This window comes from Paludisphaera soli, from assembly GCF_011064595.1.
In the GTDB taxonomy this organism is placed as follows: Bacteria; Planctomycetota; Planctomycetia; order Isosphaerales; family Isosphaeraceae; genus Paludisphaera; species Paludisphaera soli.
This window is the reverse complement of the sequence record NZ_JAALJI010000001.1, coordinates 268,892-295,583: the sequence shown is the minus strand read 5'-3', so window position 1 is coordinate 295,583 and position 26,692 is coordinate 268,892. Positions and strand designations below refer to the sequence as shown.

Below are 26,692 nucleotides of genomic sequence, written 5' to 3'. Positions count from 1 at the left end.
ATGAAACGCCTGGGCATCGGCTGCGCTTCGATCGCCCTCGGCGCCGTCGTGATCGTCGCCGTGCTGCTCGCGGCCGAGTGCCGAAGGGGGATCATCTCCGGGTGCAATCATGACAAGATCGACATCGGCATGACGCTGGCCGAGGTCGAGGACATCCTCGGCACGGGATGGGAGGAAACGAGGGAGGGATGGCTCCCAAGGCCACCAGGCGGCCCGGTCGTCATCGGAGATCGATTCTTCCGGTGGGAGGATCGGTCGACAGCGCGGGTCGTCTGGATCGCTATGAAAGAAGGCCTAGTCTGCGCGACGGACTACTGGGAGCCCAGCTTCTAACTGAGCCGAACCTCCTCCACTCGGACGGAGGGAGGTGCGAGGTCTCCCTGACTTCTTCGCCCTACCGGAGATTGTCCTCGCTGTCCTTCCCCTGCGTCTGCCGGCGCTGCATGGCGATCTGGAAGTTCAGGATCGTCCCCGTCAGCCAGAAGACGAAGCCGACGATCACGACGGACCAGACCTGTTCCGTCGTCAGGCCGAGCCAGTGGCCCGAACCGTCTCGCGAAGCGAGGGCGACCGACGAGAGGCCGAACATCTCCATCAGGAGCCCGAGGATGCGGAGGAGCTGGCCGGTGTGGCGCGGCATGGGCTTCGTCCCGAATCGAGGCGGAGGCGGGACGCCGGCCGAGGAGGAGGGCTCGCTTCGGCCGGCGTCGCGAAGGTGAAGGCGTCCGACGGGGGCGTCAGACGGCCGGCAGTTCGTATCCCTTGCGGGCCTCGCGGGCGAGCAGGGCGTCGGCCTCGGGGTCGTTCTTGAAGTGCTCGGCCTCGGCGTCCCAGTTCAGCTTGCGGCCGAGCTTGTAGGCGATGTTCCCCAGGTGGCAGGTGTTCGTCGACTGGTGGGCGATCTCGATGTCGCTCGTCGGCTTCTCGCGCGAGGCCAGGCAGTCGAGGAAGTTTCGGACGTGCGACGGCTGGCCGTCGTCCCCCTTCTCCTTCGAGCCCTCCAGGGTGATCTTGCGGGTCTCGCGGGGGCCGTGCACCAGCTTGATGCCGTAGGGCAGGCTCACCTGATCGGGGATCACCTCGAAACCCGAGCGGTCGAGCATCAGGCTCCCCTCCGTGCCGCAGAAGAGGATGCCGTAGTCGTGGCCGTTGAACTTGTAGCCGTTCCCCTTGCGCATCGAGTACGTCAGGGTGGTCTCGGGGAACTCGTAGACGACCTGGAGCGTGTCGGGGGTGTCGCGGTCGTCGTCGGTGGTCCGCACCCCGCCGGTAGCGTAGACGCTGTGCGGGGCCCGCGCGTTCAGCGCCCACAGGACGATGTCGTTCAGGTGGACGCCCCAGTCGCTCATCATGCCGCCGGCGTAGTCGAAGTACCAGCGGAAGAGGAGGTGGAAGCGGTTGAGGTTGAACGGCCGCTCGGGCGCGGGGCCGAGCCACTTGTCGTAGTCGACGTAGGGCGGGGTCTCGGCGTCGGGGGTGCGGCCCATGCCGACCGGGCTGATGTTCTCGAAGTTCCAGGTCTGGACCCAGAAGACCTTGCCGAGCTTCCCGGATTGGACGACCTCGACGGCCTTGCGGAAGTGGTTCGACGACCGCTGCTGGGTCCCCACGGCGATGATCTTGCCGGTCTTCTTTCCGGCCTCGATCATCGCCCGGCCTTCGGCCACGTTGTGCGCAACCGGCTTCTCGACGTACACGTCCTTGCCGGCCATCACGGCGTGGATCGTCGGCAGGGCGTGCCAGTGGTCGGGGGTGGCGATGATGACGGCGTCGAGGTCCTTGCGGTCCAGCATCGCACGGTAATCGCGGCCGGCGTCGGGGCGCTCGCCCTTCTTGACCTCCTTGATGCGGTCGGCGGTCTCGTTGGCGTGGCGGTCGTCGACGTCGGCGACGGCCACCAGGTCGACGTCGGCCTGCTCCAGGAACGTATCCAGGAGCTGATTGCCCCGGCTCCCCGCGCCGATGATCCCCAGCCGCTTCCGCTCGCTGGCGGCCGAGGCCCGTCCGATGGCCGGGGCCGCGAAGGCCGAAGCCGCCCCGACGGCGACGCCCGCCGTCCCCACGAATCCTCGCCTCGAGATGTTCTCGCTCGTCATCGCTGTTCGCCTCGCCTGGACTTGGATGGGATCGCACCGGAGGGGGAGAGGGTCGACGGACCCCCGTCGCCGATCGTACTGCGCGTCGGCGGCGAATGATAGGCCCGCGAGCCGTCGTAGAGTCGGACGTGGTCAGCAGCCGACCGGCTGCCGTACAATGTCCGAATCGCCGACCTATCTCCCTACGTCGCCGTGCGAGGCCCCCCGATGAACCACCTCCTCAAGAGGCTCGCCCCCGTCGCCCTGATCGGCCTGGCGGTCGAGGCCCAGGGCCAGAGCCTGCCGACCTCGGCCACGATCGACGCCGAGCCGATCCTGCTCACGGCCCCGGAGCGGTTCCACGTGATCTCGACCCTGGAGCCGATCCGCAAGGTCTCGATCGTCGCCCCGGCGGACGGGGTCCTGCGCAGCCTGGAGGCCGCCCTGGGCACCACGGTCCGGGAGACGCAGCAGGTCGCCGAAATGGACCGCGGCGAGGCCGCCGCCCGACTCAAGATCGCCGAGGCCGAGCTGCGCGAGAAGCAGGCGACGCCTGATGCGCCGAGCGCCTCGCCGGCCGTGAAGCAGTCCCAGGTCGAGGCCGCGGAGGCCCGCGTCGAACTCGCCCGGCTGGAGCTGAACCGGATGACCCTGCGGGCGCCGTTCGCCGGCCGGATCACGGCGACGCCCGTCTCCTCGGGCCAGTACGTCCTCAAGGGGACCGTGATCGCCGAGCTGGCCGACGTGACGATCCTGAAGGCGCTCGCGCCGGTGGACCGCCGCGAGGCCAAGCCGGGGGGCGAAGCGGCGGTCTCCATCGAGCAGGACGAGGCGTCCGCCAAGGTCCATTCGATCATCCCGCTGCCGACGGACGAGGAATACCGCCCCCTCCGCGAGCTGGCGGCCCCCTTCGCCGCCGCCTGGGTCCACCTGCCGAATCCCAAGGGGGAGCTGGAGCCCGGCCTCCGCGTCCGGAGCGCCAGCCTGCCGACCTCGCCGGTGGCCGTGGTCCCCCGCGTGGCCGTGAAGTCCCCCGAAGCCGGCTCGCCGGATGCGACCCTGCAGGTCATCCGAGCCGAGCACGTCGTCGACGTGCGCGTGAAGGTGCTGGGTCCCGTCGGGCCCGAACGCGTGCAGGTCTCCGGCGGTTTCCGGGCGAGCGACGCGCTCATCGTCTCGTCCTCGGTGCCGCTGCTGACGGGGACCTTCGTCCGCTTCGGCGCCTCGGGGAAGGTCGAGGGGTCCCCCCCGGATCCCGACCAGCCGGGCCGGGCGGCCTCGGTCGCGCCCACCTCGCCCGCACCGCGAGCGACTTCGCCGGCGGCCGCGACGAACCCGCCAGCGGCCCGGCCCCCGCGCCGGCCCGCATCGCCCCCCGCAGCAGGGGCCACTCCGTTCTAACTCACGCCCCTGGCGTGCGTCGTGCGGCCTCTCCTCGGCCTCGGGGGGGCCGTCAAGCCTTGGGTTCGTGCCGGAAAGCGGCCCTCTGCTCGATCGAACAGACGTTCCGCAACATCGTGGGCTCGCACGCGCCCAGGCGTCGGAAGTTCTCTCACGCCTGGCGAAGCGTCAGACCGGAGTTGTTCCCGGAACTCTCGTCCATCCGGTCCAGATCCTGCCCCGAGTCCTCCCAGAAACAGATGGGGCAGATCTCGTAGAACCCTCGCTCGTCCAGGGTGAAGTGATCGCGACAGGGACATTGGAATGCGGACATGGCGTGGTCGGCCTCCCGCCTGGGGACTCGGATCGCGGCCGGAGGTAGGGCCCGCTCGGCACTCGCCTACGACTTCGAGGCCTTGCGCCGGTTCTTGAGGTGCGTCCAGACGTTCCGCCCCTGAGTGCCGAGCTGGCTCGCGACCCGGCCCAGCTTGGAACGATTCGCGGCGGCCTGCAGGCGGCGGAGCAGGGCGGTCCGCTCGGCGCGGTGGAGTTGCGCGGCCAGGGAGGGTAGGACGTGCTCGATGATCCCGAACGGGGATTCGTCGGGCAGGCCGGCGGCCACGAACTCGACGAACGTCGGCGGCAGGGCGGCCCGGAGCGAATCGAAGAGGCTGCGCACGGCGGTCTCGCGGACGCCCTGACCGGCGGTCCAGTCGTAGGGCGGCTGCCACGAGGGTCCGAGTTCGACGCGGTCGACCCCCGTCACCACCACCAGGGTCGGCGGGGCCTCGCGGCTGGGGTGCTGGAGGAAGTAGGCGTCCCAGGCCTTCGCGAAGGCCACGTCGGCCGGCTGCAGGCTCTTCAGGCCGTTGATGACCAGGATCATCATGTCCACGTCCACCGACGCCGCCACCGCCGCCTCGCGCGACTGGCGATCCGACCGCGACTCGCGCTCGGTCGTCCCCTTCGTCGTGTATCCCGCGACCTCCACGTACTTGACCAGCTTCAGGCGGTCGACCAGCGATCCGTCCAGGCCCATCCCTTCGAGCCGGGCCCGGATCGGCCGGTCGTCCCCCTGGAAGACCTCCTGCGCCGCCCGGATGAGCCGCGACTTGCCGGACTCGCGGGCACCGACGACCGCGATCGACAGGGGCTCGTCGGGGTCGGTCTTGAGCGACGACATAGGCCGGCGGCGGGTGAGCCTCCGGTACTCGTCCACGCCGATGGCCAGTCGGCCGCTGAACAGCTCGATCAGGTGCACGCCCATCCGGTTGACGTACGCCTGGAAGAACCAGCGCAGGAGGTTCTGCTGCATGTTCTTCCACGCCGGCTTCACGATCAGCTCGCGGGTGCCGATCCGCGTCAGGCCGCTCAGGGGGTTGAGGAACGGCGAGACCAGGGCGTACAGGTCGTTGGCCTTCGAGATGTAGTTGCTCAGCTGCTGGGCCCGCCGCCAGTGCGAGATCGTGATCAGGTCGCCGCCGGGGATCTGGCGGGTCAGCTTGGCGAGGTCCTCGGCCGCCAGCTCAAGCGCGCTCAGCAGTTCGACGAGGGGCACCTCGTCGAGCGGGTGCGCGGAGTCCGGGTGGTAGTGCGTCGCGAGTCGCGCCATCAGGGTGCGGCCGGTCTCGATGTACCGATCGCCGTCGATCAGGGCGTCCATCGACAGGGCCTCGGACGCCTGGGCCTCCTGCTCGATGATGGACCAGGCCGCGCGATCCTGGGGCGAGAAGGTCCTTGGGGCGTCCCAGTCGAGGGGGGGCAGGACGGTCCGCGTGCTGGTCGTCCATCGCGCCGCCAGGATCGCGAAAGCGCCGCCGGCCGCGATCCAGGCGAGGACGCCGGGGATGATCCAGCCGTGCTCCCAGAGCCAGAGCGACCCCAGGACGATATAAACCCCGAAGGGCCCGAAGAAGAGGAGCACGAGGACCCCGGCGCGCCACTCCCGGAGGAGCGTCGCCAGGTCCATCCGCAATCGGCTGAGGGTCTCTCGTACGGCCGCCATGGGGCTCCCGCGTCTGCGGTTGGGGGTCGTCGCCGCTCTTCCTCTCAAGGAGAATCGGGACGCCCTGAGTGACGAAGCTCGCCGAACTTCTCCCGCGAATCGCGTGCCCGGCCGTTTGTCAGGCCCTGAGGGCGGCCCCGAGCTTGCGGGAGCAGGCGTCGACGACGTCCTTCACCGCCAGCTCGACCTCCTCGCCGGTCAGGGTGCGATCGTCGCGGCGGAAGGTGAGCCCGAAGTGGACGCTCTGCCGGCCGTCGGCCACGTTGCCGCCGCGGAACGTGTCCAGGTAGTCGACATGCCGGAACGACGCCCCAGCGGACTCGCGGACGACGGCCGCCAGCTCGGCCCAGGAGACCGCGTCGTCGAGGACCAGCGAGAGGTCGCGGACCACGGCCGGGAACGAGGGGAGCGGACGATACGCGGCGACGGTCCGGGCGCGATCGAGCAGGACGCCCAGCTCCAGCTCCACGGCCGAGCAGGCCGAGCGGAGGTCGAACTCCTGGACCTTCGCCGCGTCGACCTCGCCGATCCACCCCAGCCGGGCGTCGCCCACCGAGAGGACGGCCGAGCGTCCCTCGGCGAACAGCGGCAGCGAGGCCGCCTCGGCCGCGAGCGGCTCCGCGATGAGCAGCCGTTTCAGGAGCGTCTCGACCACCCCCTTGAGCCCCCGGAAGTCCAGGCCGGCGACGATCGCCAGCCGCGGCGGCTGGTGGGGCGTCCCGCCCCCGTCTCGGGGCAGGTAGACGTCGGCGATCTCGAACACCCGGGCATCGGCGACGCCGTGCGCCTCGTTGTGGCGGCGGACGGCCAGCAGGCTCGGGATCAGGCTCCGCCGCAGGGCGTTCTCCCGCTTCCGGCTGGAGTGGGAGACCCGCAGCGGCGCGGCGTCCGCGCCCTCGCCGTCGACCGGGGCGGCGAGCGAGTCGTCGACCAGGCTGAACGTGACGGCCTCGTCCATGCCCAGGGCCGTCAAGGTGTCGCGAATCGCCGTCTCCACCCGTTCGCGAGCCCCGCGCGGAGCGCTCGTGACCGGGATCGGCCGGTTTTCGACGATCTTCTCATAGCCGTGGATCCGCGCGACCTCCTCGATGAGGTCGATCTCGCGTTCCAGGTCGGCCCGCCAGGACGGGGGGACGGCGCGGATGGCCCCCACCGTCTCCTCGATCACCCGCAGGCCCAGGGCGTCCAGGATCCGGCGGACCTCCACGGCGTCGACCGAGATGCCCAGGACGCGGGGGATCTGCGCGAGCCGCAGGATGATCGGCTCCCGCTCGGGCGAGGGGCGGGCGACGTCGATCACCCCCGGATGGAGCACGCTCCCCGGGCAGAGGTCCAGGATCAGCTCGGCGCAGCGGCGGCTCGCCCAGTCGGCGATCTCGGGGTCGAGGGGCCGCTCGAAGCGGAAGCTCGACGGGCTGAACAGGCCCAGGGCCCGCGAGGTCTTCCGGACCGACATCGCGTCGAACCGGGCGGCCTCGATCAGGATGTTCGTGGTCCCCGGCCCGATCTCGGTCTCCAGCCCCCCCATCACGCCGGCCAGGCCGACCGGCCGCGAGGCGTCGGCGATGACGAGCATGTCGGGCTCGAGGGCGTAGTCCTTGCCGTTGATCGCCTTCAGCTTCTCGCCGGGACGTGCCTGGCGGACGACCAGCCGGCGCCCTTCCAGCTTGTCGAGGTCGTAGGCGTGGAGCGGCTGGCCGCACTCGAACATGACGTAGTTGGTCACGTCGACGATGTTGCTGACCGGCCGGACGCCCAGCGTCTCCAGCCGACGCCTCATCCACCAGGGGCTCTCGCCGACCTTCACGCCCGTCATCACGCGGGCCGTGAACCTCGGGCAGAGGTCGGCCGCCTCGACCCCGACACCGGCGAGCCTCTCGACGGGCTCGCCCGAGGTCCTCGGGGCGGCGGCCGGGATGCGGAGCGGCTTTTGGAAGAGGACCGAGATCTCGCGCGCCACGCCCAGGTGGCCCAGGCAGTCCGAGCGGTTGCTGGTGACCTCCAGGTCGATCGCCAGGTCGCCCCCGACGTCGTCGGTGGACTCGTGGTTCAGCCCGGTCAGGGCCAGGCGTTCGGCGAGGGCCTCCACGGGCATGTCGAGGCGGACGTACTCGGTGAGCTGGTTCCAGCTGACGATCATCGGGCTATTCGCTCGCGGGCTCGGGGCTCGACGGGGGCGTCGGGGATTTCGTCGTCGCGCTCGACGACCGGGCTCGGTCCCACAGGTAGTAGGCCGGCAGTCCCGCCATCACGATCAGGAAACCGACGCCAGAGGTCAGGGGCTTCAGGTAGAGGAAGTCGGCCACCAGCAAGGTCGCCAGGGCGATGTAGACGACCGGCGGCAGCGGATAGGCCCACGTCCGGTACGGCCGGTTCAGGAACCCGGCCTTCCTCCTCAGGACGATCACGGCGGCGACCATGACGAGGCAGAACGTCAGGTCCACCGGGATGATGTATTCCAGCAACTCGCTGTAGAGGTTGCCATAGACGGGCTCGCCGCTGACGGGGTGGGGCGTCACGGTCGCCGGCAGCGTCAGCAGGCAGGCCCAGATCCCCTGGGCGTACAGGGCCACGGCCGGGACGTGGTTGGCGTTGGTGCGGGCGGCCGCCTGGAAGAACAGGCGGTCGCGGGCCATCGCGTAGAAGACCCGGGCGCCCGCCAGGATCAGGCCGTTGACGCAGCCGAAGGTGGAGACCAGGATCGCCGCGGCCATGAGATAGCGGCCGCTCGGCCCGACCGCCGCCTCCATCGCCGCCGTCCCCACGCGATCCTGCGGGGCCCCCTGGATCTCCGGAAAGCTGAGCGAGACGAGGTAGGCCACGTTCGCCAGGATGTAGAGGACGATTACGACCGACGTGCCGAGGAAGAGCGCCCGGGGGAGCGTCTTGCCGGGATCGCGGGCCTCCTCGCCGACGAAGGTCACGTTGTTCCAGGCGGTCGAGGAGAACAAGGGGCCGATCATCGCCAGGCCCAGGAGCAGGACGACCGCGCCGAAGCCGTCGAACGGCAGGGGCTCGACGTAGTGCGCGGCCGGCGTCCAGCCGTTCGCCCAGGGGTCCCACCACGACGAGGTCCAGGCCGCGGCCTTCCCGCTCGCGCCGAGCAGGATGCCGACCAGGATCAGGCCGACGAGCGCGGCGGTCTTGGCGAAGGTGAACGAGTTCTGGATGAGCTTCCCGAGCTTCAATCCCCGGGTGTTGGCGACCGTCAGGACCAGGATCACCATCGCGGCCACGGCTTGCTGGCTGGAGAAGCGCAGGGCGTAGCGGCCGAGGCGGAGCGCGGGGAGCGCGTTCTCGGCGGAGACCGACGGGATGAAGACGCCCAGGAACTTGGCGAACGCCACGGCGACGGCGGCGATGGTCCCGGTCTGGACGACCAGGAACAACGACCAGCCGAACAGGAAGCCGACGACCGGGCCGTACGCGGTGCGCAGGTAGTAATACTGACCGCCGGCCTTGGGCATCATCGCCGCAAGCTCGGCCGAGGAGATCGCGCCGGCGACGGTCATCAGGCCGGCGAGGGCCCAGGCGGCGAGGAGCCAGCCGGGGGCCCCGACGAGGCGGGCCGACTCGGCGGAAGTGATGAACACGCCCGAGCCGATCATCGAGCCCATGACGAGCATGGCGGCGTCGAGCACGCCGAGGTCCCGGACCAGGGCCGGGGCCCGCCTGGCTCGGGCGGGCTTCGCGGGTTCGGGCTCCTCGGTCGTCATGGAGTCGACGCTCAGCCTTCCTGCTTGACGTATTCGGTGACGTCCGTGATCGCCTTCGTCAGCGACTGGCGCCGCCACTCGGTCAGCGCGGTGTCCATCGCGGCGGCCAGGCGGTTCGCGAGCAGTCTCGCGGCCTCCTTGGGATTCTGGCCCTCGGCGCGGACCTCGGGGAAGTCGTGGTGATGGACGCAGACGCCGTGCGAGGTCGCCCCGGCGGTCACGATCAGCGTGTCTTTGACGTCGTTCATCGGAGAGGCCCCTTGCTCGTTCGGTATGCCTTGCGAAGGGACCCGACGCTGCTTCGGGCCGGGCGCCGGGCGCTCAGAACTGGTCGAGGAAGCGGACGTCGTTCTGGTAGAGGAGGCGGATGTCGTCGATGCCGTGCCGCCGCATGCAGAGACGTTCGATGCCCAGGCCGAAGGCGAAGCCGGTCACCCGTTCGGGGTCGTAGCCGACGGCCTTGAAGACGTTGGGGTCGACCATGCCCGCCCCACCCATTTCAACCCATCGCCGGCCGCCGTGCCAGAGCATATCGACCTCGACGCTCGGTTCCGTGAACGGGAAGAACGAGGGTCGGAAGCGGATCTGCACGTCCTCGCCCAGGTAGCTCTTGGCGAAGAGCCGGAGGATCGTCTTGAGGTCCCCCATGGTGACCCCCTCGTCGACCATCAGGCCTTCGATCTGGTGGAACATGAACGAGTGGGTCGCATCCACCGTGTCGGGCCGGTAGACCCGGCCGATGGCGACGACCCGCACCGGGGGCGGCTGCGACTCCATCACGCGGATCTGGATGGTGCTGGTCTGGCTGCGCAGCATCGTCCCTTCGGACAGGTAGAAGTTGTCCAGGGGGTCGCGCGCCGGGTGGACCGGGGGGATGTTGAGGGCGTCGAAGTTGTGGCGGACGTCCTCGACTTCCGGGCCGCGGGCGACGGCGAAGCCGAACCGGCCGAAGATGTCGATCAGCTCGTCGGCCGTCTGCGAGAGCGGGTGACGGTGGCCGAGCCGGGGTGCGACCCCCGCCAGGGTGACGTCCACGCCGCCGGCGGCGACCGCGCGACGCTCGACGCGGGCCCGTGCGGCGTCGAGCGCCGCCTCGAGGGCCTGCTTCACGCCGTTGAACCGGCGGCCGTATTCCTTCTTGACGTCGGGCGCGAGCGTCTTCAGCCGCTCCTGGGCGGCCTTGACTCGGCCCTGCTTCTGGCCGAGATACTCGATGCGCGCCGCCTCGACGTCGTCGGGAGACCCGGCCGACCCGAACGCGCGAACGCCCTGCTCCTGGAGCCTGTCCAGCTCCAGGAGGGCGGGTTCCAGCGATTCCGTGGGGCTCATCGCAGCTCGATTCAGGCGGTCTTGGCCTGCTGACGGGCCTTGACCTGGGCCTCGTGCTTGTCCAGCTCGGCGCGGACCTTGGCGACGATGGCGTCGAAGGTCTCGGAGTCGAAGATGGCCAGCTCGGAGAGGCTCTTGCGGTCGAGGCTGATGTTCGCCAGCTTCAGGCCGTGGATCAGGCGGCTGTACTTCAGGCCGCGCATCTCGGCGGCGGCGCTGAGGCGGATGATCCAGAGCTTGCGGAAGTCGCGCTTCTTGGCCCGGCGGTCCCGGAACGAGAACATGCCGGCGCGGAGGAGGGTCTCCTTGGCCGACTTCAGCAGCCGCCCGCGGCCGCCGACGAATCCCTTGACGGCCTTGAACAGCCGGTTCTTGGCCTGACGCCGGGCCGCACCTTTTCTTGCACGCATGATTCAAAATCTCGCTGAGGGGCGCGACGGGATCCGGCGCCCGCTGAAAGGACTCGGGAAATCGCTCGGGAGCGGTCGCTGGGTCGGTTCTGCTCGGACGGGACGCTCAGGTCACTCGGCCACGGGGGCGGCCGCGGCGCCTTCGGCCTCGAGGCCGTTCTCCGCGGCCAAGGCGGCCAGGCGGGCGGCCTCGACGGCCTGCGGGTTGGTCGAGATGCGACGGCGGAGGGCCTTGCGGACGCGGCTGGCCTCGGCCGAGACGCCCAGCCAGCTCTTCTTGCGGAGCCGGCGGATCTTCTTCCCGCTCTTGTGGCTGTTCAAGTGCGAGGACCCGCAGCGCTTGTGCGAGACCTTGCCGGTGGCCGACACCTTGAACCGCTTCTTCATACCCTTGTGGGTCTTCAACTTGGGCATTGCGCTACCGTCCTGTCACCAGTATGTTTCGGTCGTCGCCCGGCCGGTGGTCGCCGGGGACGCCACGCCGCCGCGGAGTCGCCCCGCGTCGGGGGTCGGATCGGGTCGTCCCGCCCCGGCTGGGGGAGGCGTTGGGGGCCCAGGGCCGGCGCCGGGGGGACGCCGATCGGGTTCCGACGGCGGGCAAGCGGCCCATCGTAACAGAAGGCCGCCGCCGTCGTCCAGCCGGGCCCGCCCGGCACGCGTACGAAATCCGCGACGGGCGGGTCGGCGATCGAGACGGTCCCCGGGGTTACGCCCGGGGGGCCAGGATGGCGGTCATCCTCCGGCCTTCCATCGAGGGGGTCTTCTCCAGCTTGCCGACCTCTTCGAGGGCGTGCAGGACCTCGTCCATCACGCGCCGGCCCTCGTCGATGTGCGCCAGCTCGCGACCCCGGAAGAGCACGTTGACCAGCACCTTGTCCTTGGCTTCCAGGAACTCGCGGGCCCGCTTGACCTTGACCTCGATGTCGTGGTCCCCGGTCTTGGGGCGGACCCGGATCTCCTTGATCTGGACCTGGTGCTGCTTCTGCTTCGTCAGGCGTTTCTTCTGGGTGTACTTGAACTTGCCGTAGTCGATGATCTTGCACACCGGCGGCCGCTCGTTGGGGGCGACCTCGACCAGGTCCATCCCCACCTCGCGCGCGGCCTCGAGCGCCTTGTTCGTCGGCATGACGCCCAGCATGGCGCCTTCCGCGTTGATGACCCGCACGGGGGAGATGCGGATCTGCTCGTTGACCCTCAGTCCTCGCTCGATCGGTCCGATGACGTCCTCCTCGGGGACGGATGACAGAGATCGCCTCGCGGCGCGGGGGCCGACGCAGGCCCTCCCGTTTCGGACGGGCGGGCGGCCGGCTCCGAACGACCCCGGATGCGGCCCCCACGGCCGTCCGACCGGTCGTCACAAGGCAAACTAAACGATTATGCGCCGATCGTCCAGATGTCAACCCCGCATCCTCGATCGGTTCCCGCTTTTCCCCGCCCGGCCGGGCGTCCAGGAGCTTGGCGCGGCCTCGTCGATGCCGTACAACGCCCGATGGTGCCTCGTGGCCAGGTCCCGCGAGCCGGGGCTCGCGCCTGGCCCGGGACGACGCCGAAAGGAGCGAGCGGATTGAAGGTCTTGATGACGGGCGGCTACGGCTGCATCGGTTCCTGGGCGGCCAAGCGGCTGGTCGAGGCGGGGCATGAGGTCTGGATCTATGACCTCGTCGAGGATCCCCACCGGCTCGACCTGATCCTCGACGCCGAGGGGAGGGCGAAGGTCCGATTCCTGGCCGGCGACGTCGCCGACCGCGCGGCCGTGCGCCAGGCCGTCGAGTCGACCGAGGCGACCCACATCCTCCACCTCGCCGGGCTCCAGGCGCCCACCTGCCGGGCCGACCCGATCCGGGGGGCGATGGTCAACGTGATCGGCACCCTGGCGGTCTTCGAGGCCGCCGCCGACCTCCGCGAGCAGGTCGCCCGCGTGGTCTACGCCAGCTCGGCGGCGGTCCACGGCCCCCCCGAGGAGGGCTCGAACGGGCCGCTGGCGGATCGGATCCGCCTGGCTCCCCTGACCCACTACGGCGCGTTCAAGGTCTGCAACGAGCTGAACGCCCGGGTCTACTGGCTGGATCGCGGGGTCGTCAGCGTCGGCCTGCGGCCGTGGACGGTCTACGGCGTCGGCCGGGACTTCGGCATGACCAGCGAGCCGACCAAGGCCATCAAGTCGGTCGCGGTCGGCCGGCCGTACCGGATCAGCTACGGCGGCTACCAGGACCTGCAATACGTCGGCGACGTCGCCGACACGTTCATCCGGGGGCTGGAGGCCCCGTTCGAAGGGGCCGAGGCGTTCAACCTCCGGGGCGCGGTGGAGCCCATCGAGGCGTTCGTCGAGACGCTGGTCCAGGTGGTGCCGGCCGCCGGCCCGCTCGTGAGCCACGGCGACAAGCAGCTGCCGATCGCCCCCAGCCTGGACGACTCCCGGCTCCAGGCCGCACTCGGCCCGATCCCACGCACGTCGTTGCGGCGGGGGATCGCCGAGACGTACGAACGCTTCGCGACCCTCCACCGCGAGGGGAGGCTGGATCTCTCGGACCTGGGCTGAACGTCGAGCGGCCCCGTCCCGCGTGGGGAAGGGGCCGCTCGGATCGCGTCGCTTGGGTGGCAGGGCGGCGACGGGGGGTTTACTCGGCCTTGGCCTTGGGGGCCGCCTTCGGGGCGGCCGCCGGGGCGCCGGCCGGAGGCTGGGCGGGGATCGGCGGGAAGAGGTCCTTGGGCATGGGCTTGACCTCGATCTTGGCCGTCTTGCGGGCCTCGGTCAGCAGGCCGCGCTGCAGCTCCGCGGCGTAGCCCGAGGTGATGTAGGGCTTGTTCTGCTCGAAGTCGACGGGCTTGCCTTCCTTGCGATCGGTCACCTGGATCAGGTGGTAGCCGTAGGGGGTCTCGACGGGCTCGGAGACGGAGCCGGTCTTGAGCTTGAAGGCGACGTCGGTGAACTCGGGGATGAAGCCGCTGTTGAGGTTGAAGTAGTCGAGGTCGCCGCCGGCCCCCCCCTCGTTGGCCGGGTCCTGCGAGTACTTGTCGGCGGCCTGGGCGAAGGTCAGCTTGCCGCCGTCGATCTCCTTCTTGACCGCCAGCAGCTGCTGCTTGACCTTGGCCTTCTCCTCGGGCTTGGCGTTGGGCTCGGTCTTCAGCAGGATGTGGCTGGCCCGGACCTGGGTGCCGCTGAACAGGTCGTTGTTGGCGGCGAGGTACTTCTTCAGCTCGGCGTCGGTCGCCTTCGCCTTGACGTACTCGATCCAGCGCAGGCGGTCCTCGATCTCCTTCTTGATCTCGTCGAGCGAGAAGCCGTTCTCCAGCAGCGAGGAAGCCAGGTCTTTGCCCTCGGCCTTGAGCCCCTGCTCGAGCTTGCCGATCTCCTCCTGGACCTGCTCGGGCTTGATCGCGATCCGCTGGCGGTTGAGGAACTGGGTGACGAGCTTCGTGTTGACCAGCGTCTCGACGGCGTCGCGGTAGACCAGCTCGCGATCCTCGGTGGCCGGGATCGGGTAGCGGGTGATGACGTTGAAGACCTCGCCCTTGGTGATCTTCTCGGTCGCCCCGTTGTAGTCGACGGTGGCGACGACCTCGGCGGGATTGGCGACCATCGGCGGCGCGCCGGCGTTCGGCTGGGCGGGGGCGTTCTGAGCGACGGCCGGTGCGGCCGCGAGGCTCCATCCGACGACCGTCGCGGCGACGGCCAGGCTGGCGAAGACGATCCTGCGCATCAAGGGCTCTCCGTACTCTCAGGCGAGGGACCGACCGAAGCCCGGGGGCTCCATCCGGTCGGGCCTCCTCCTCGGTCGTTCGGCCGAGACGACGAGCCGGCCGATTTTCCGGATTATAACGATTCCCTCAAGTTCCGCCGCGCGAATCGACCCAGAAAGCCGCGAGGCCGTCGTCCTGGCGAAGCGGGCCGAAACCGTGGGACATCTGGACTGCGTCGGGGGTTGCGGCTGGTCGAGCCTTGTTCGATGATGGCGGCGCCGGGGGAAGGCCGCCCCGCGATTCAGGCCCAAGGGTTGGAGGGGATCGACCGGTGTTGGTGCTCATGCCGAACTCGCCGCGAGGCGTCCACAGACCGCTGCGCCGGGCCTTCTGGGGCTTGTTGATCGCCGCTCTCCCCGCGATCCACGCCGAGGAGCCTCGCACCGCGACCGCTCCGCCGACGTTCGACCGCGTGGTCGAAGGGCTCGCCCCGGGCGTCCGCTACGGGATCGACGTCTTTCAGGTCCCGCAGGCGGGGGCGGAGGCTCGAAGCCTCCGCAGGCAGGCCGACATGGTGCTGCCGACCGCCAGCGCGATCAAGACGGCGATCATGATCGAGCTGTTCGCGAAATTCCCCGACGGCCTCGACGCGCCCGCCCCCGGCCTTGATGCCATCCTGAAGGACGACCATCCGGCCGTCGCCCACTTCGATGCGAAAGGGCGCGACGAGATCCGAGCCGGGCTCTCGGGCGCGAGCGTTCGACGGATCGGCCGGGTGATGCTGGGCTCCGAGGGGGCGACGAACCTGGTCTACAACGCGGCCTCGAACGCGGCGATCGCGCTGCTCGGCGGCCCCGACGAGACCACCCGGCTGATCCATTCGCGAGACCCGGCGTTCGCGCCGATCGTGGTCCGCCGCTACATGCTGACCGACCGCAAGGTCCGGGGCGACAACGAGTCCAGCGCAGAGGGCCTTGCCGCGGTGCTCCGCCGGCTCGCCTCGCGCGAGATTCCGGGCCTCGACGCCGCCACGGTCGAGGCCTGCCGGACGGCCGTCGAGGTCTCCGACGACCCGGGCCGAGGCCGTCGCCGTTTCAAGGACGGCGCGCTCGACAGCTCGCCGATCACGCGCGTCTCCACCGGCTGGTACGAACGTCCCGACGGCCCGCCGATCGTCTACGTCGTGATGCTCGCCCAGGATGATCCGGGCGCCGTCCCTCCGGCCGAGTCCGCCGCCGGGCTGCAGGAGGCCGCCAGGCGGATCGCCGAGGCCGCAGTCGACGCCCTGCGCGGCCCGTCGACCCCTTGAACCCATCACGGAGGCCGACCCGGGCGAATCCTGCGGTCAGGCGAGGACGAGGAGCAGGAACGCCGCCGTCCAGGCGACCGTGCGGACCCAGTTGGTCGCGACCAGCCGGCGGATCACGGCGACGTCGCGCCCGCCGGCCTGGAGGGCGTCGTGGCCGGGGATCGCGAGAGTGATCGTGGCGATCCACGCCACGGCGACGGCGACCGCCGCGAGCGTCCGAGGGAGATTCGGTCGGTCGTAAACGAGCCATCCCAGCAAGGCGGCCTGGCCGAGCATCAGGGGGCCGACGATCCAGGTGATCGCGCGGGTGTAGCGGGAATGCCAGGCGACGAACCCTTCGGGAGCGATCGCCGCAAATCCCGGATAGACGATGAGCTGGACCATCCAGATCAGGACCACGAGCGCGAAAGAGGCCAGGCGGCTCGCCTCGTCCATGGTCATCGCGGGCGTCCTCGGATCAGGGACGGGAGCGGTCGGGGAACGGCGCGGGAAGCCGGAAGACCGTGGATTGCTCGACGGGCTCGAAGTCGAGCGCCTGGTACAAGGAGAGCGCCTGGTCGTTGTCGGCGAGGGTCTGGACCTCGACGATCCGGAACCCACGCTCGCGGGCCTCGCGGACGACCTCGCCGAGCAGGAAGCGGGCGTATCCCTTGCGGCGCTGCTCCGCGGCGACCTCGACGCCGAAGACGCCGAGGCGCGTCCGGCCCTCGTCGCGGCCGAACCAGCTCATGTCCCAGGTGCGGGCCCGGGCGACCTCGTCGCCGTCGGGCCGGGTGCGGAGGCCGACGCAGATCGGATGAAAATCCCCGAGCGCGAGGCTCTCCCACCACGATCCGGGGAGTCGATCCTCGTCGTACTCGACGTCGAGTTGCCGCCGGAGGATCGTAGCGCGGGGGTCGCGAGGGTCGGGCCGGCTCAGGTCGAAGTGGAGGTGGACGGCCGTGCCGATCGGCTCGTAGCCGAGCGAGCTGAGCGCGGAGGAGAACTGGCTGTGGCTCGACGGCACGCCCGCGGCCTCGCTGCCGCCGTAGAGGCCCCAGTAGAAGGGGTTGAGGGGGTATCGACCGCCCCCGTACACGACCTTGGCCCCCTTGCGACGGAGGTAACGCTCCGCCTCCACGACGAGGGCCTCGGCCACGCTCGCCTCGCCGTCGCCCGGCTCGACCGCCAGCATCGCGATGACGCCCAGGTCCCGGTCGAGCCGGAATGGGATGGCGGGATCGCTCTCGTCGGGCCCGAATCCGGCGTGCACGAAGCCGACGGCTCGGCCGTCGCGCTCGGCGATGATCAGGCCCTCGGGGTCGAACATGACTGGATTGAAGGCGTGATCGTCCAACTCGTGGACGCAGAGGGGGCGCGCCGCCGCGGACTCGGGAACGGCGGCGTTCCAGAGCTTCACCAGGGCCGGCGGGTCGGGATTGCGAAAGGGTCGAAGGTGAATCACCGGCCGAAGTCGCGGGGTTCCAGGTCGTCGAAGAGTTGGGCCGGCGAGGCATGAGCCGGGCCGGTCCGGCGGGTCAAGGCACGAGCACCAGGACGTCCTCGCCTTCGACCTTGACCTCGAAGACGTCGATCTTGATCTTCGGCCCCAGCGGGGTCTTGCCCGTCTGGACGTCGAATTCCCATCCATGCCAGGGACAGGCCACCATGCAGCCTTCGAGCGGGCCGTCGGCCAGCGGGCCCCCCTGGTGGGGGCAGATGCCGTCGATGGCGGCGATCCGGCCCTCGACGTTGAACAGGGCGTAGACCCGCCCTTCGAACTCGACTTCCTTGGAAGCGCCAACGGGCAGCTCCTCGCGGACGGCCATCTTCACGAACTTCGGCATACGGGCGAACCCTCGACGTCTCGGCCGGCGTCCCGGCGACACGCCGGATTTCCGCCGTCCCAGTTTACCACAATCGCGCCCCGGCGGGAGGGCTCGAATCGGCGCAAGGCCTCCAGGGATCAGTACGCCGAAACCGCCGGGGCGGTCGGGAGTTTCTCAGATCCGGGGGGGGAGGGATCCGGTCGCCCCCAGGGCGGACGGGGCGTGCGGACGGCCGATCTTGCCGCCGCACCCGTAGATCGAGCACCAGCCGACGAACTCCCAGCAATCGCGATGGTGCGGGGCGCCGCACTTCACGCAGACGACGATCGCGCCGGCGTCGGCGAGTTCGCCGCAGACCTTGCAGACGGGCGGGCCCTCGACGGCGTCCGGCAGCCCGTCCCCCTCGATCAGCGTGACGCCCTCGCTGACGCGTTTCCGTACCCCCTCGCGAAGCGCCTGATGGATCGTCAACGTCTCGGAAACGGCGGCGAACAGGGAGTCGGCCTCGTCGCTCAGGTCGCGGTCGAGCTGGATCAGCAGGCGTTCCGGGCTGACGGCCAGCGCGAGCCCGCCGGGGGGGACCAGGCGCTGCAGCCCTTCGAGCGACCAGCGCGTGGCGGGCGACAGGAAGTCCCGGGCCATGTCCGGGTCGTTCGCCTGGACGGCGAAGGCGCCGTCGAACTCGCGGTCGCCCAGCAGGATCGGCTGGGTCCCTTTCGTCTGCGGGCGGGGCCGCCGGGAGACCAGGGGGATCAGGTCCAGGCGGAACGGGATCCCGCGCCGGAACCGCACCACGACTCGCGTGCTCGTCACCCCCGGGCGGCGGGCCGAGGCCGGGGCGAGGCCCACGCGGACGAGGTCCTCGCCGTGGGGGAAGCTGACGATCGGCGAGTCGGCCAGGCCGCGAGTCTCGTAGCGGCCGCCGTGACGGCCGGCGAGGCGTCGTAAGGCGCGGTAGCGCGAGCCGGTCGCCCACGCCGCGAATTTGGCCAGGACGCGGATCAGCCCGTAGGCCGCCAGGACGCACAGCGCGAAACCGATCAGGCCCATGCGAGGTCGTCGCTTTCGTCGGCTCGGAGATGAGATGCCGCCGCAACGCGACCGCCATTTTACGGCCCGAAGGCCCGGCCCGGCAACGCGACAATCGCCGAAACCCGACGCCGCTCGATCAATCCGCCGCGACGGCCAGCGTGGCGACGTATCCCGGGGCCGGGGCGACTTCCCACAGCGTCCAGCCCTGGACGATCGGCCAGGGCGAGCAGGGCCGGAAGGCCTCGGCGGGGGGGGCGGAGCCGAACAGGGTCTCGAACTCGGTCGCCAGCCCGGCCAGGCCCACCCCCTGCGCCTTCACGACGGCTTCCTTGCGGGTCCATCCCCGGATGAACGCGGCGGCCCTGCCCTCCTCGTCGTACCTGAGGAACTCGGCGACCTCGTCGGCGGTGAAGTAGGACTGTACGATCCGCTCGGCCTGCTGGATCGGACGGGTCTGTTCCACATCCACCCCCAGCTCGCTCGCCCGCGAGACGGCGATCAGCGCCATCTCTCCCGAGTGGCTGACGTTGAACCGCCAGGGCGGGGGCCCGTCGCCGCCCGGCCCCGGCAGGGTCGGCTTGCCGCCGGGGCCGACCCGGAACCTCAAGGCCGGAGCGGGGACGCCCATCAGGCCGCCCAGGATGGTCCGCAGCGCCCCCCGGCAGCGGACGAAGCGGCGGCCGTCGCGAGGGCGGACCAGTCGCTCCGCGCGTGCCCGTTCGTCGGCCGAGAGCCACTCCCACTCGGGCGCGTCTCGGAAGGCGTCGCCGGCCCCTCCGGCGGCCAGGTCGACGCGGTAGACGTGGACTTCCCGCTCGACCGGCTGGCGGGCGAGCCGCGCGGCGACCTCGTCGTAATCCAGCAGGAGCGGAGGCGACCACGATCGGTTGGTCTGCGGCATCGGACGATTCCGGGGATGGGCCCGCTCCCCGGCCCCGGCGAGAAGTCGGCGGCGGGCGAGCCTCTTGTATCAGAACCATCCCCTGGTATTTAGTGGAAGTCGAGTTGCCAGGGTCTACCCCCTTCCGACCGAGAGGCCTCGCATGGAAACGCTTCGGACAGCGGACGGATTTCGACGAGCGGCCGTCGCCGCCCTGATCGGCCTGGCGTCGATGGGCGTGGTCGGGAGGGCCCAGGACGCCCCCGCCAAGGAGGAGGCGCCGAAGGCCAAGGTCGATCCCAAGATCAATGAGCAGTTCCAGAAGCGCGGGAACGCCAAGGGCTTCATCGAACGGTTCGAGTCGCACGACCGCGAAGTCTTCGCGAAGCGCGACGCCATCGTCGCGTCGCTCCACCTGAAGCCGGGGATGGCCGTCGCCGACGTCGGTGCGGGCTCGGGCCTGTTCACGCGGCTGTTCGCGGAGAAGGTGGGGCGCGAGGGCCGGGTCTTCGCCGTCGACATCTCGAAGGAGTTCCTCGACCACATCGCCGAGGAATCGAAGAAGCGCGAGCAGTCCCAGGTGAAGACCGTCCAGGGGTCGCAGGACGCGACCAATCTCGCGGCCGGGTCCGTCGACCTCGTCTTCCTGAGCGACGTCTACCACCACTTCGAGGACCATGAGAAGATGCTGGCCTCGATCCACCGGGCGCTCCGCCCCGGCGGGACGCTCATCCTCATCGAGTTCGACCGCGTGGAGGGGAAGAGCAGCGAGTTCGTGCTCAAGCACGTCCGCGCCGGCCAGGCCGAGTTCACCAAGGAGATCGAAGCGGCCGGATTCGCCGTGGACGCCAAGGCGCCGCGTCCCGAGCTGTCGGAGAACTTCTTCGCACGCTTCCGCAAGATCGACGAGAAAGCCCCTGCGACCACGCCGTGACCGGGAAGCCGGGTCGGGGACGGGGGGAGGGCCCGCCCGGCCCTTCAGGATCGATCGGGATCGGCGAAGCCGCTCTCGCGACGCAGGTGATTCCAAACCTCGACGAACGCCTGGGTCTCCGCGTCCCGCCAGGACAGGCCCGCGTCTTCCAGTTCGTTTGAGCGCAAGCCCCACCGCTCGCGGGCCTCGAGGGTCCACGCGGCGACAACGCTGCGATAGGCCAGGGGGTGGAAGACCGGCGGGGGCGGCGTCCGGTCGGCCGGCTCGGGCCGCAGGGCGGGCGCGGCCTTGCGCGGCCGACGGAATCGGACCTCGGGCGGTCCCTCCGCGGGGGGGGTAGGAACTGTTAGAGTGACGCCCTCGGCCGCCGGCATGTTCAACCGACGCTGGACTCCCCCCCGACGTCGCAAGGCGGTGGAAGCTCGCTTCAACGCACCGAGTTCACTCATCGAACGCCTCCTCCCGGTTTTGCGGTTCGTCGTTCGTGACGCCGATGGCGTTTCCCTCGCCGCCTGAATTGTATCCCAACCCTCACTAGGGTTCAAGTGTCCACCAATCTGCTTCTCCCTCCTATTTCTAGGATACCCCTGGAGCAGTGAACTTTTATGGGAATCGCGATGCCCGATCCTGAAGACCTGTCCGGCGCCGACGACTTTTCCGATTCCGCGGCCTCCGAGGCCAAGATGCCCGCCGAATTCGGCGTCTGGATGGCGGTGTTCGTGGTGGTCGCCAGCATGGTGGGCACGGGGGTGCTGTCGACCTCCGGATACACCATGGCGCTGGTGGGCAGCAACCAGCTGATGCTGGCGCTCTGGGTCCTGGGGGGCGTGATCGCGATCTGCGGCGCGTTGACGCTGGCCGAGCTGTCGGCGGCCCTTCCCAAGACGGGCGGGGACTACGTCTTCCTGTTCGAGGCCTATGGGCCGCTGGCGGCCTTCCTGTCGGGCTGGGTGTCGTTCCTGATGGGATTCTCGGGACCGAGCGCGACGGCGGCCTATGGCTCGGCGAAGTACATGCTCGCGCCGCTGCGGCTCACGGGGCAGGACGCCATGCTGGCCGAGCGCGGGCTGGCCACGGTGGCGATCCTGATCTTCGCGGCGATCCACGTCTCGGGGCGGCGGCGGACCTCGCTCGTCCAGGGCTGGATCACCGGGCTGAAGGTGGCCGTACTGCTGGTCCTGATCGTGGGCGGGCTGGCGGTCGGCTGGCCGAACACAGCGAACCTGGCCGACGCCAAGCCGATCGACGCCGGCCTGGCGAAGACGATGCTCTTCTCGATGGTGTTCATCTACTACGCGTACACCGGCTGGAACGGTGCCTCGTATCTCGCGGGGGAGATCCGCGAGCCGCAGAAGGTCCTGCCCCGGGCGATCCTGATCGGCACGGCGATCGTCACGGTCCTGTACCTGGCGGTCAACGTCGTCTACGCGCTCGCCCTGTCGGCGGCCGACGTGCAGGCGATCGTGGCCGACCCGGCGAACACGCAGGGGCTCGACGCGGTGGCGCCGATCGCCGAGATCGCGACCCGTCGGCTCTTCGGCGAGAAATGGTCGAACCCGCTCAGCGTGGCGGTCGGGCTCATGATGCTCTCGTCGCTGAGCGTTTATATGCTGCTCGGCCCGCGCGTGATTTTCGCGATGGCGAAGGCCGGGCAGTTCCCGTCGATGGCCGCCCGGCTGACCCAGCGGACGCAGACGCCGGCCGTGGCGACCCTCTTCCAGATTGCCGCCACGCTGGTGCTCCTGTGGACGGGCACGTTCGAGAGCCTGTTCGTCTATGCGAGCGTCGGCCTGTCGCTCTTCTCGCTGCTGGCGATGAGCGCGATCTTCGTCCTGCGGGTGAAACGACCGGACCTCCCGAGGCCGTTCCGGACGCCGGGCTACCCGGTCACGCCGGCCATCTATCTGGGGCTGACGGGGACCCTGCTGGTCGCGGCGTTCATCAGCTCGCCGGTGGTCTCGACGATCTCGCTGGTCAGCATGCTCGTCGGGATCCCGGTCTACTACCTGGCGCCGCGACCGGCCAGGGCGGCCTGACTCACCACGCGACCTCCTCGGGCGCCTGGTGCTCCGCCGTCATCTGGATCGGCAGGCGGCGGACCCTGGCGCCGAGGCGGTCGGTGAAGTACACGCTCGACTCGGACCGTTCCCGGGCGTCCCCGTCGGCCCAGATCGCATAAAAATCGGGATGGGCGTTCAGGGGCCGCCTGGCGTAGGTGTGGTTGCGGACCGGGTCGGCGGTGAGCTGCTTCACGCGCGTCCAACTCGCGCCCTGATCGGCGCTGGTCCACATCACCATGTCGCCGCCGGTGCCAAACGGCTGCGGGCCGGGCTCGGTCGGGGCGATGACCCGCCAGAGCCCGTCCGGCTCGATGGAGAGCGAGCCGTGGTCGTAGTTGTGGTCGGACGTGGTGAACGGACGGACGACCCACTCGCGGCCGTCCCACCGGGCCGTGTGCCACTCGTGGGGGCCTTGCTCGGGGCCGGGGAGGTGCCCCTTGCTCGTGAGGTAGAGGACGACCGGCCTCCCCTCGGCGTCGAAGTTCAGGTCCTTGAGGTAGACGAGCTTCCCTTCGGCCTGGTAGTCGCGGACGAGCGCCGGGTTGTCGGGCTCGGTGAGGGGCAGGGGGACCGGCCGGCCGTCGGCGCGGGTCCAGGACGCGCCGAAGTCGCGGGTCTGGAGATAGTAAATGTTCGTCCGGGCGTCGAGGCCAAGCGGCTTGGGGTGGAAATCGAAGACCGTCGCGACGGTCCCTTCGCGGGCCCAGGTCACCTGGTAATCGCCCTGGTCGATGTGGGCGATCGGCGTCGGCTCGGCCCATTCGCGGCCGTCGGGGCTGGTGGCGAAGCGGAGCCCGCGGCCGGACTTGTACTTGGTGTGCGGGAACAGGAAGCCGCGGCCGGGGACGTACCAGGGATGCCCGTAAGAGAAGTTGGTCTCGACGACCTTCTCGAACGCGTCGATCGAGCGCGGGGCGACGCTTCGGTGGATGAAGGACGGCCTGGCCGTGCCGTGGGCGTTCGAGAAGATCCAGAGATAGCCCTCGGCGTCGATCGCGAGGCACGGGTTGTCGTGCGCGTCGCCCGTCTTCTTGTCCAGCAGGATCGCCGGCCGGGGGACGGTCCCCGTGGCGTGGTCGTAGTACGAGACCATGTGCAGGATCGACTTCCGCGCCGGGTCGGCCCCGCCGTAGACGAAGAACGTCCTGTTCGAGGGCGCGTCGTAGATCGCTATCGGCGACTGCTGCTGCGGGTAGGTTGCCAGGCCGCCGCTGTACTTGAACTTGTATTCATCCTTCGTCGCGCCGATCGAGTACCAGCAGCCGACGTACCCCTCGGCGCGGGCCAGCGTCCGAGGTTCGTCGGCGGCGATCAGGGCGGCGAGCAGGAGCGAGGTGAAGAGAGACAAGGCGGGTTCCTCCTGGGCGCGGAACGAGCGATCGACCTTCATCCGTCGATGAAGGATGCTCATCCCGATCGGGGTTCGCGGTCGTCCCCTTCGTCCGGCGGGACGCGGGGACGACCGAGGTTCAGGTCCGCGCGAACAGGGATTCGCGGGGCGATTCGTACCGGACGGCCAGGTGGGGCGTTTCGAGCGGCGTCTGGCCGTTCATCCGGGAATCGAGGCAGCTCTCCAGCATACCGCAGACGAGCATCGTCCGCTCGACCGGGTACGCGGCCCGGCCCGTCTCGATCATGCGGACGACCTTGTCCATCAGCTGGGCCGAGTAGGCGACGTTGGGGGTGGGGGGCAGCAGGAACTGCATGGAGAGCGGATCGGGCCGGCCCTGGACCTTCACGGCCAGGTTGTAGTCGGCCAGCACGCCGTTGAGCATCAGGAGCGTGGCGCGCGTGCCGTCGACGTACTCGATGAGGTACGCGGCGGGATCCTGGGCGATGCGCGCGATCTCGTCCCCTTCGGCGAGGGCCTGGGGGCGGCCGTCCTGGACCGACAGGCCCTGGAGCGAGTCCGACCGGGACAGCGCCGCGCCCAGCAGCTCGCGCGACCAGCGGCCGTCGTCGGCCGCCTTCCAGACGGCGTCGCCCACGACCATCTGCACGCGACGGACGCCCGTCTCGCCGCCGCGACGACGCTCCAGCACGCTCTGCATGGCCTCCAGGGCGTGGTAGTCCATCGGGTCGGAACCGCCGACCCCGACCATGACGGCGTCCTCGACGACCGCGCCGAGGGGCAGATCGACCGAGGGGAGCCGCCAGGTCACCGGCAGCGACGAGCCGGCCAGGAACGGGAAGTTCAGCCGCTTCGAGGCGTCGACCATGGCCTTCGCCTTGGTGAAGCTGTACGACAGGTGCTTGTCGTTGAAGACGGGCACCGCGCGGCCGTCGGCCTCGAAGACGTCGGCCGCCTGCTTGAAGAACTCGTAGCGGGGGTAGAGGACCTGCCCCTTCTCGTTGCGCGGGTATTCGCCGTGCTCGCCGATGATCAGAACGGCGTCGACGGCCAGCTTCTCGCCCCCCTGGCGGAGGGCCTCGGCGATGGTCGGGTAGACCTTGAACCCGAAGGTCGCGGCCCGCTCGGCGCTCTGGTCGTCCTCGGGCTTCTGGTCGACGTAGAGCGAGACGACGTCGATCGCCGGCTTCTTCCAGGCCCCGTCCATGGGGTAGCCGACGAGGAAGCGGTCGCCCATGTGCTGGGCGTGCGACAGGTATTTCCAGACGGTCGTGACGATCGCCAGCCGCTTGCGTCCGGCGGGGGGCGATTGCGGAGCGTCGTCGATCGGCTTGCGGCTTCGCATGGCTCGGGCTCAGCTCCTCATGTACTGCGATTCGACGGGCGCCTGATAGGTGATCGCCGCCAGGTCCGGGGTCTCGGCCAGGCGACGCTTCTCGGCCAGCAGGTCGACCGCCGTGCAGAGGACGCCCGAGGTCAGCAGCGTCCGCTCGACGGGATAGGGCGCCTTGCCGGTCAGGAACATGGCCTCGATGTGGTTCGCCAGCGGGCTGAAGAAGTTCGGCAGGGTCTGATTCGGCGAGATCCCGCAGAGGTAGAGCTGCGTCGAGTGGATCGCCGGGTCGGCCGCCAGCTTCAGGGCCACCGTGAAGTCGGCCACCAGGCCCGACATCATGAACAGGCTGCCCACCAGGCCGTCGTTGTAGTGCAGGCGATAGAGCAGGGGATCGGCCGCGATCTTCGACGCCTGTTCGAGCGTCGGGAAGGCGTTGCCGTAGCCCTCCATCGGCGAGGTCAGCCGGAAGCTCCGGCAGAGGCAGGCGTCGAAGAGGGCCTTCGTCCGCGCCGAGCCCCCCTGGGCCGGGTCGAGCGCCTTCCAGACGTCGGCCCCGCGCAGGACCTCGACGGCCCTGACGCCGGTCTCGCCGCCGCGGCGGCGCTCGACGAAGCACTGAAGCGATTCCAGGCCGTGGAAGTCGTAGCTGTCCACCCCGCCGTACCCGACGCAGACGGCCTCCTCGATCGGGGCGTCGGTCGGCGTCTCGTACTCGGGGATCCGCCAGGTGACCGGCAGGGACGAGCCGGCCAGGAACGGGAAGTTCAGCTCGCGCGAGGTCGCGACCATCTCCTTCGCCCACTCCCAGTTCCAGGACAGGTGCTTGTCGTTGAAGACCGGGACCGACCGGCCCGACTTCCGGAAGACGTCGGCGACCTGCTTGAAGAACTCGTAGCGGGGGTAGTGCATCCGGCCGCGATCATCGCGGAGGTAGTCGCCGTGCTCGCCGATCAGGACCACGCCGTCGACGTCGAGCGTCGGGCCGCCCCGGGTGAGCGCCTCGGCGATCGTCGGGTAGACCTCCAGGCCCGGATGGCGAGCGACCCGTTCGTCGGTGAGGTCCCCCTTGGGCCGCTGGTCGACGTAGAGCGAGACGACGTCGATCGCCGGCCGGTGATGCTTCCCGCCCCAGCCGTAGCCGTCCATGAAGCGGTCGATGATCCCCTGGCCGTGCGAGGTCTTGTAGTAGCAGGTGGCGACCGCCGCGATCCTCGGCCGGGGCTTCGGGACTGCCTCGGCCGCCGGCTGGGCCGCCTCGGCCCGCGCCCGGGCGACGCCGACGGCGCCGACGGCCATCGCGCCCATCGCGGCGCGTCGAGTCCAGGCGAGGGGGGGATCGGGCTCGGGTCCGTTCGCATCCATCATGGGTCCTCCAGCGGCGTCGGC

At 70.0% G+C, this 26,692-nt stretch carries 27 protein-coding genes; 6 read left to right on the top strand and 21 right to left on the bottom strand.

All coding sequences use genetic code 11. The features are described 5' to 3' along the window. The gene (locus G6O68_RS01090) at nucleotides 1-333 is read left to right on the top strand and encodes a hypothetical protein (RefSeq protein ID WP_165243901.1); all 333 of its coding nucleotides are present in this window, start codon (nucleotides 1-3) and stop codon (nucleotides 331-333) included. 61 nt (nucleotides 334-394) lie between these two features. Here the strand turns inward: G6O68_RS01090 and G6O68_RS01085 are convergent, their stop codons facing one another. Beyond that, a complete protein-coding gene (locus G6O68_RS01085) occupies nucleotides 395-640 on the bottom strand; it encodes a hypothetical protein (RefSeq protein ID WP_165243899.1) in 246 nt (81 codons plus the stop codon). A 97-nt stretch (nucleotides 641-737) separates the two neighbouring features. Beyond that, on the bottom strand, nucleotides 738-2,096 hold the full coding sequence (locus G6O68_RS01080; RefSeq protein ID WP_165243897.1) for a Gfo/Idh/MocA family protein: 1,359 nt from the start codon (nucleotides 2,094-2,096) through the stop codon (nucleotides 738-740). A gap of 207 nt (nucleotides 2,097-2,303) precedes the next feature. Here G6O68_RS01080 and G6O68_RS01075 point away from each other — a divergent pair, with 207 nt between their 5' ends. After that, on the top strand, nucleotides 2,304-3,476 hold the full coding sequence (locus G6O68_RS01075; protein WP_165243895.1) for an efflux RND transporter periplasmic adaptor subunit: 1,173 nt from the start codon (nucleotides 2,304-2,306) through the stop codon (nucleotides 3,474-3,476). 151 nt (nucleotides 3,477-3,627) lie between these two features. Here G6O68_RS01075 and G6O68_RS32630 read toward each other — a convergent pair whose 3' ends face one another. The 9 genes from G6O68_RS32630 to infC form a co-directional block, all read right to left on the bottom strand. Beyond that, on the bottom strand, nucleotides 3,628-3,789 hold the full coding sequence (locus G6O68_RS32630; protein WP_240910907.1) for a CPCC family cysteine-rich protein: 162 nt from the start codon (nucleotides 3,787-3,789) through the stop codon (nucleotides 3,628-3,630). 66 nt (nucleotides 3,790-3,855) lie between these two features. After that, on the bottom strand, nucleotides 3,856-5,460 hold the full coding sequence (locus tag G6O68_RS01065) for a GTPase (RefSeq protein ID WP_165243893.1): 1,605 nt from the start codon (nucleotides 5,458-5,460) through the stop codon (nucleotides 3,856-3,858). A gap of 118 nt (nucleotides 5,461-5,578) precedes the next feature. Continuing rightward, complete coding sequence (gene pheT / locus G6O68_RS01060) at nucleotides 5,579-7,600, bottom strand: phenylalanine--tRNA ligase subunit beta (protein WP_165243891.1); 2,022 nt, start codon at nucleotides 7,598-7,600, stop codon at nucleotides 5,579-5,581. A gap of 4 nt (nucleotides 7,601-7,604) precedes the next feature. Further along, nucleotides 7,605-9,176 (bottom strand): APC family permease, encoded by a 1,572-nt coding sequence (locus G6O68_RS01055; protein WP_165243889.1) that lies wholly within the window; start codon nucleotides 9,174-9,176, stop codon nucleotides 7,605-7,607. Between the two features lie 11 nt (nucleotides 9,177-9,187). Further along, nucleotides 9,188-9,424: a hypothetical protein gene (locus G6O68_RS01050; protein ID WP_165243887.1), complete on the bottom strand. Its 237-nt coding sequence runs from the start codon at nucleotides 9,422-9,424 to the stop codon at nucleotides 9,188-9,190. A 73-nt stretch (nucleotides 9,425-9,497) separates the two neighbouring features. Further along, nucleotides 9,498-10,505 carry a phenylalanine--tRNA ligase subunit alpha gene (gene pheS, locus G6O68_RS01045; protein WP_165243885.1) on the bottom strand — a complete coding sequence of 336 codons (1,008 nt, stop codon included), beginning with the start codon at nucleotides 10,503-10,505 and terminating at the stop codon, nucleotides 9,498-9,500. 11 nt (nucleotides 10,506-10,516) lie between these two features. Next, nucleotides 10,517-10,915, bottom strand: a complete 399-nt coding sequence (gene rplT / locus G6O68_RS01040; protein WP_165243883.1) for a 50S ribosomal protein L20 — start codon at nucleotides 10,913-10,915, stop codon at nucleotides 10,517-10,519. Nucleotides 10,916-11,026: 111 nt separating this feature from the next. Next, on the bottom strand, nucleotides 11,027-11,329 hold the full coding sequence (rpmI, locus tag G6O68_RS01035) for a 50S ribosomal protein L35 (RefSeq protein WP_165243881.1): 303 nt from the start codon (nucleotides 11,327-11,329) through the stop codon (nucleotides 11,027-11,029). A 292-nt stretch (nucleotides 11,330-11,621) separates the two neighbouring features. Beyond that, nucleotides 11,622-12,134, bottom strand: coding sequence for a translation initiation factor IF-3 (gene infC / locus G6O68_RS01030; protein WP_206107997.1), 513 nt, complete (start codon nucleotides 12,132-12,134; stop codon nucleotides 11,622-11,624). A 345-nt stretch (nucleotides 12,135-12,479) separates the two neighbouring features. Between infC and G6O68_RS01025 the strand changes: the two genes are divergently transcribed. Beyond that, the gene (locus G6O68_RS01025) at nucleotides 12,480-13,454 is read left to right on the top strand and encodes an NAD-dependent epimerase/dehydratase family protein (protein ID WP_240910896.1); all 975 of its coding nucleotides are present in this window, start codon (nucleotides 12,480-12,482) and stop codon (nucleotides 13,452-13,454) included. Nucleotides 13,455-13,533: 79 nt separating this feature from the next. On the opposite strand, the gene G6O68_RS01020 is transcribed toward G6O68_RS01025, so the two are convergent. Then, nucleotides 13,534-14,616 carry a peptidylprolyl isomerase gene (locus G6O68_RS01020; RefSeq protein WP_165243879.1) on the bottom strand — a complete coding sequence of 361 codons (1,083 nt, stop codon included), beginning with the start codon at nucleotides 14,614-14,616 and terminating at the stop codon, nucleotides 13,534-13,536. 311 nt (nucleotides 14,617-14,927) lie between these two features. Between G6O68_RS01020 and G6O68_RS01015 the strand changes: the two genes are divergently transcribed. After that, a complete protein-coding gene (locus tag G6O68_RS01015) occupies nucleotides 14,928-15,905 on the top strand; it encodes a serine hydrolase (RefSeq protein ID WP_165243877.1) in 978 nt (325 codons plus the stop codon). Nucleotides 15,906-15,941: 36 nt separating this feature from the next. Here the strand turns inward: G6O68_RS01015 and G6O68_RS01010 are convergent, their stop codons facing one another. The 5 genes from G6O68_RS01010 to G6O68_RS00990 form a co-directional block, all read right to left on the bottom strand. Beyond that, nucleotides 15,942-16,346, bottom strand: a complete 405-nt coding sequence (locus G6O68_RS01010; RefSeq protein ID WP_165243875.1) for a hypothetical protein — start codon at nucleotides 16,344-16,346, stop codon at nucleotides 15,942-15,944. A 16-nt stretch (nucleotides 16,347-16,362) separates the two neighbouring features. Beyond that, complete coding sequence (locus tag G6O68_RS01005) at nucleotides 16,363-17,349, bottom strand: GNAT family N-acetyltransferase (RefSeq protein WP_165243873.1); 987 nt, start codon at nucleotides 17,347-17,349, stop codon at nucleotides 16,363-16,365. A 73-nt stretch (nucleotides 17,350-17,422) separates the two neighbouring features. Next, the gene (locus tag G6O68_RS01000) at nucleotides 17,423-17,731 is read right to left on the bottom strand and encodes a Rieske (2Fe-2S) protein (protein ID WP_165243871.1); all 309 of its coding nucleotides are present in this window, start codon (nucleotides 17,729-17,731) and stop codon (nucleotides 17,423-17,425) included. Between the two features lie 156 nt (nucleotides 17,732-17,887). Further along, on the bottom strand, nucleotides 17,888-18,763 hold the full coding sequence (locus G6O68_RS00995; RefSeq protein WP_165243869.1) for an RING finger protein: 876 nt from the start codon (nucleotides 18,761-18,763) through the stop codon (nucleotides 17,888-17,890). A 118-nt stretch (nucleotides 18,764-18,881) separates the two neighbouring features. Further along, nucleotides 18,882-19,646 (bottom strand): 4'-phosphopantetheinyl transferase family protein, encoded by a 765-nt coding sequence (locus G6O68_RS00990; protein ID WP_165243867.1) that lies wholly within the window; start codon nucleotides 19,644-19,646, stop codon nucleotides 18,882-18,884. A gap of 142 nt (nucleotides 19,647-19,788) precedes the next feature. On the opposite strand from G6O68_RS00990, the gene G6O68_RS00985 reads away from it, so the two are divergent. Continuing rightward, a complete protein-coding gene (locus G6O68_RS00985; RefSeq protein WP_165243865.1) occupies nucleotides 19,789-20,559 on the top strand; it encodes a class I SAM-dependent methyltransferase in 771 nt (256 codons plus the stop codon). A 44-nt stretch (nucleotides 20,560-20,603) separates the two neighbouring features. Here G6O68_RS00985 and G6O68_RS00980 read toward each other — a convergent pair whose 3' ends face one another. After that, nucleotides 20,604-21,008 (bottom strand): hypothetical protein, encoded by a 405-nt coding sequence (locus G6O68_RS00980; protein WP_165243863.1) that lies wholly within the window; start codon nucleotides 21,006-21,008, stop codon nucleotides 20,604-20,606. A 168-nt stretch (nucleotides 21,009-21,176) separates the two neighbouring features. Between G6O68_RS00980 and G6O68_RS00975 the strand changes: the two genes are divergently transcribed. After that, the gene (locus G6O68_RS00975; RefSeq protein WP_165243861.1) at nucleotides 21,177-22,595 is read left to right on the top strand and encodes an APC family permease; all 1,419 of its coding nucleotides are present in this window, start codon (nucleotides 21,177-21,179) and stop codon (nucleotides 22,593-22,595) included. A gap of 1 nt (nucleotide 22,596) precedes the next feature. Here the strand turns inward: G6O68_RS00975 and G6O68_RS00970 are convergent, their stop codons facing one another. The 3 genes from G6O68_RS00970 to G6O68_RS00960 are packed head-to-tail and all read right to left on the bottom strand — an operon-like array spanning nucleotide 22,597 to nucleotide 26,671. Further along, entirely contained in the window at nucleotides 22,597-24,030 is a 1,434-nt protein-coding gene (locus G6O68_RS00970) for a BNR-4 repeat-containing protein (protein WP_206107981.1), read from the bottom strand. 58 nt (nucleotides 24,031-24,088) lie between these two features. Next, complete coding sequence (locus tag G6O68_RS00965) at nucleotides 24,089-25,315, bottom strand: hypothetical protein (RefSeq protein WP_165243859.1); 1,227 nt, start codon at nucleotides 25,313-25,315, stop codon at nucleotides 24,089-24,091. A gap of 9 nt (nucleotides 25,316-25,324) precedes the next feature. Beyond that, nucleotides 25,325-26,671: a hypothetical protein gene (locus G6O68_RS00960; RefSeq protein ID WP_206107980.1), complete on the bottom strand. Its 1,347-nt coding sequence runs from the start codon at nucleotides 26,669-26,671 to the stop codon at nucleotides 25,325-25,327. Nucleotides 26,672-26,692 lie beyond the last annotated feature (21 nt).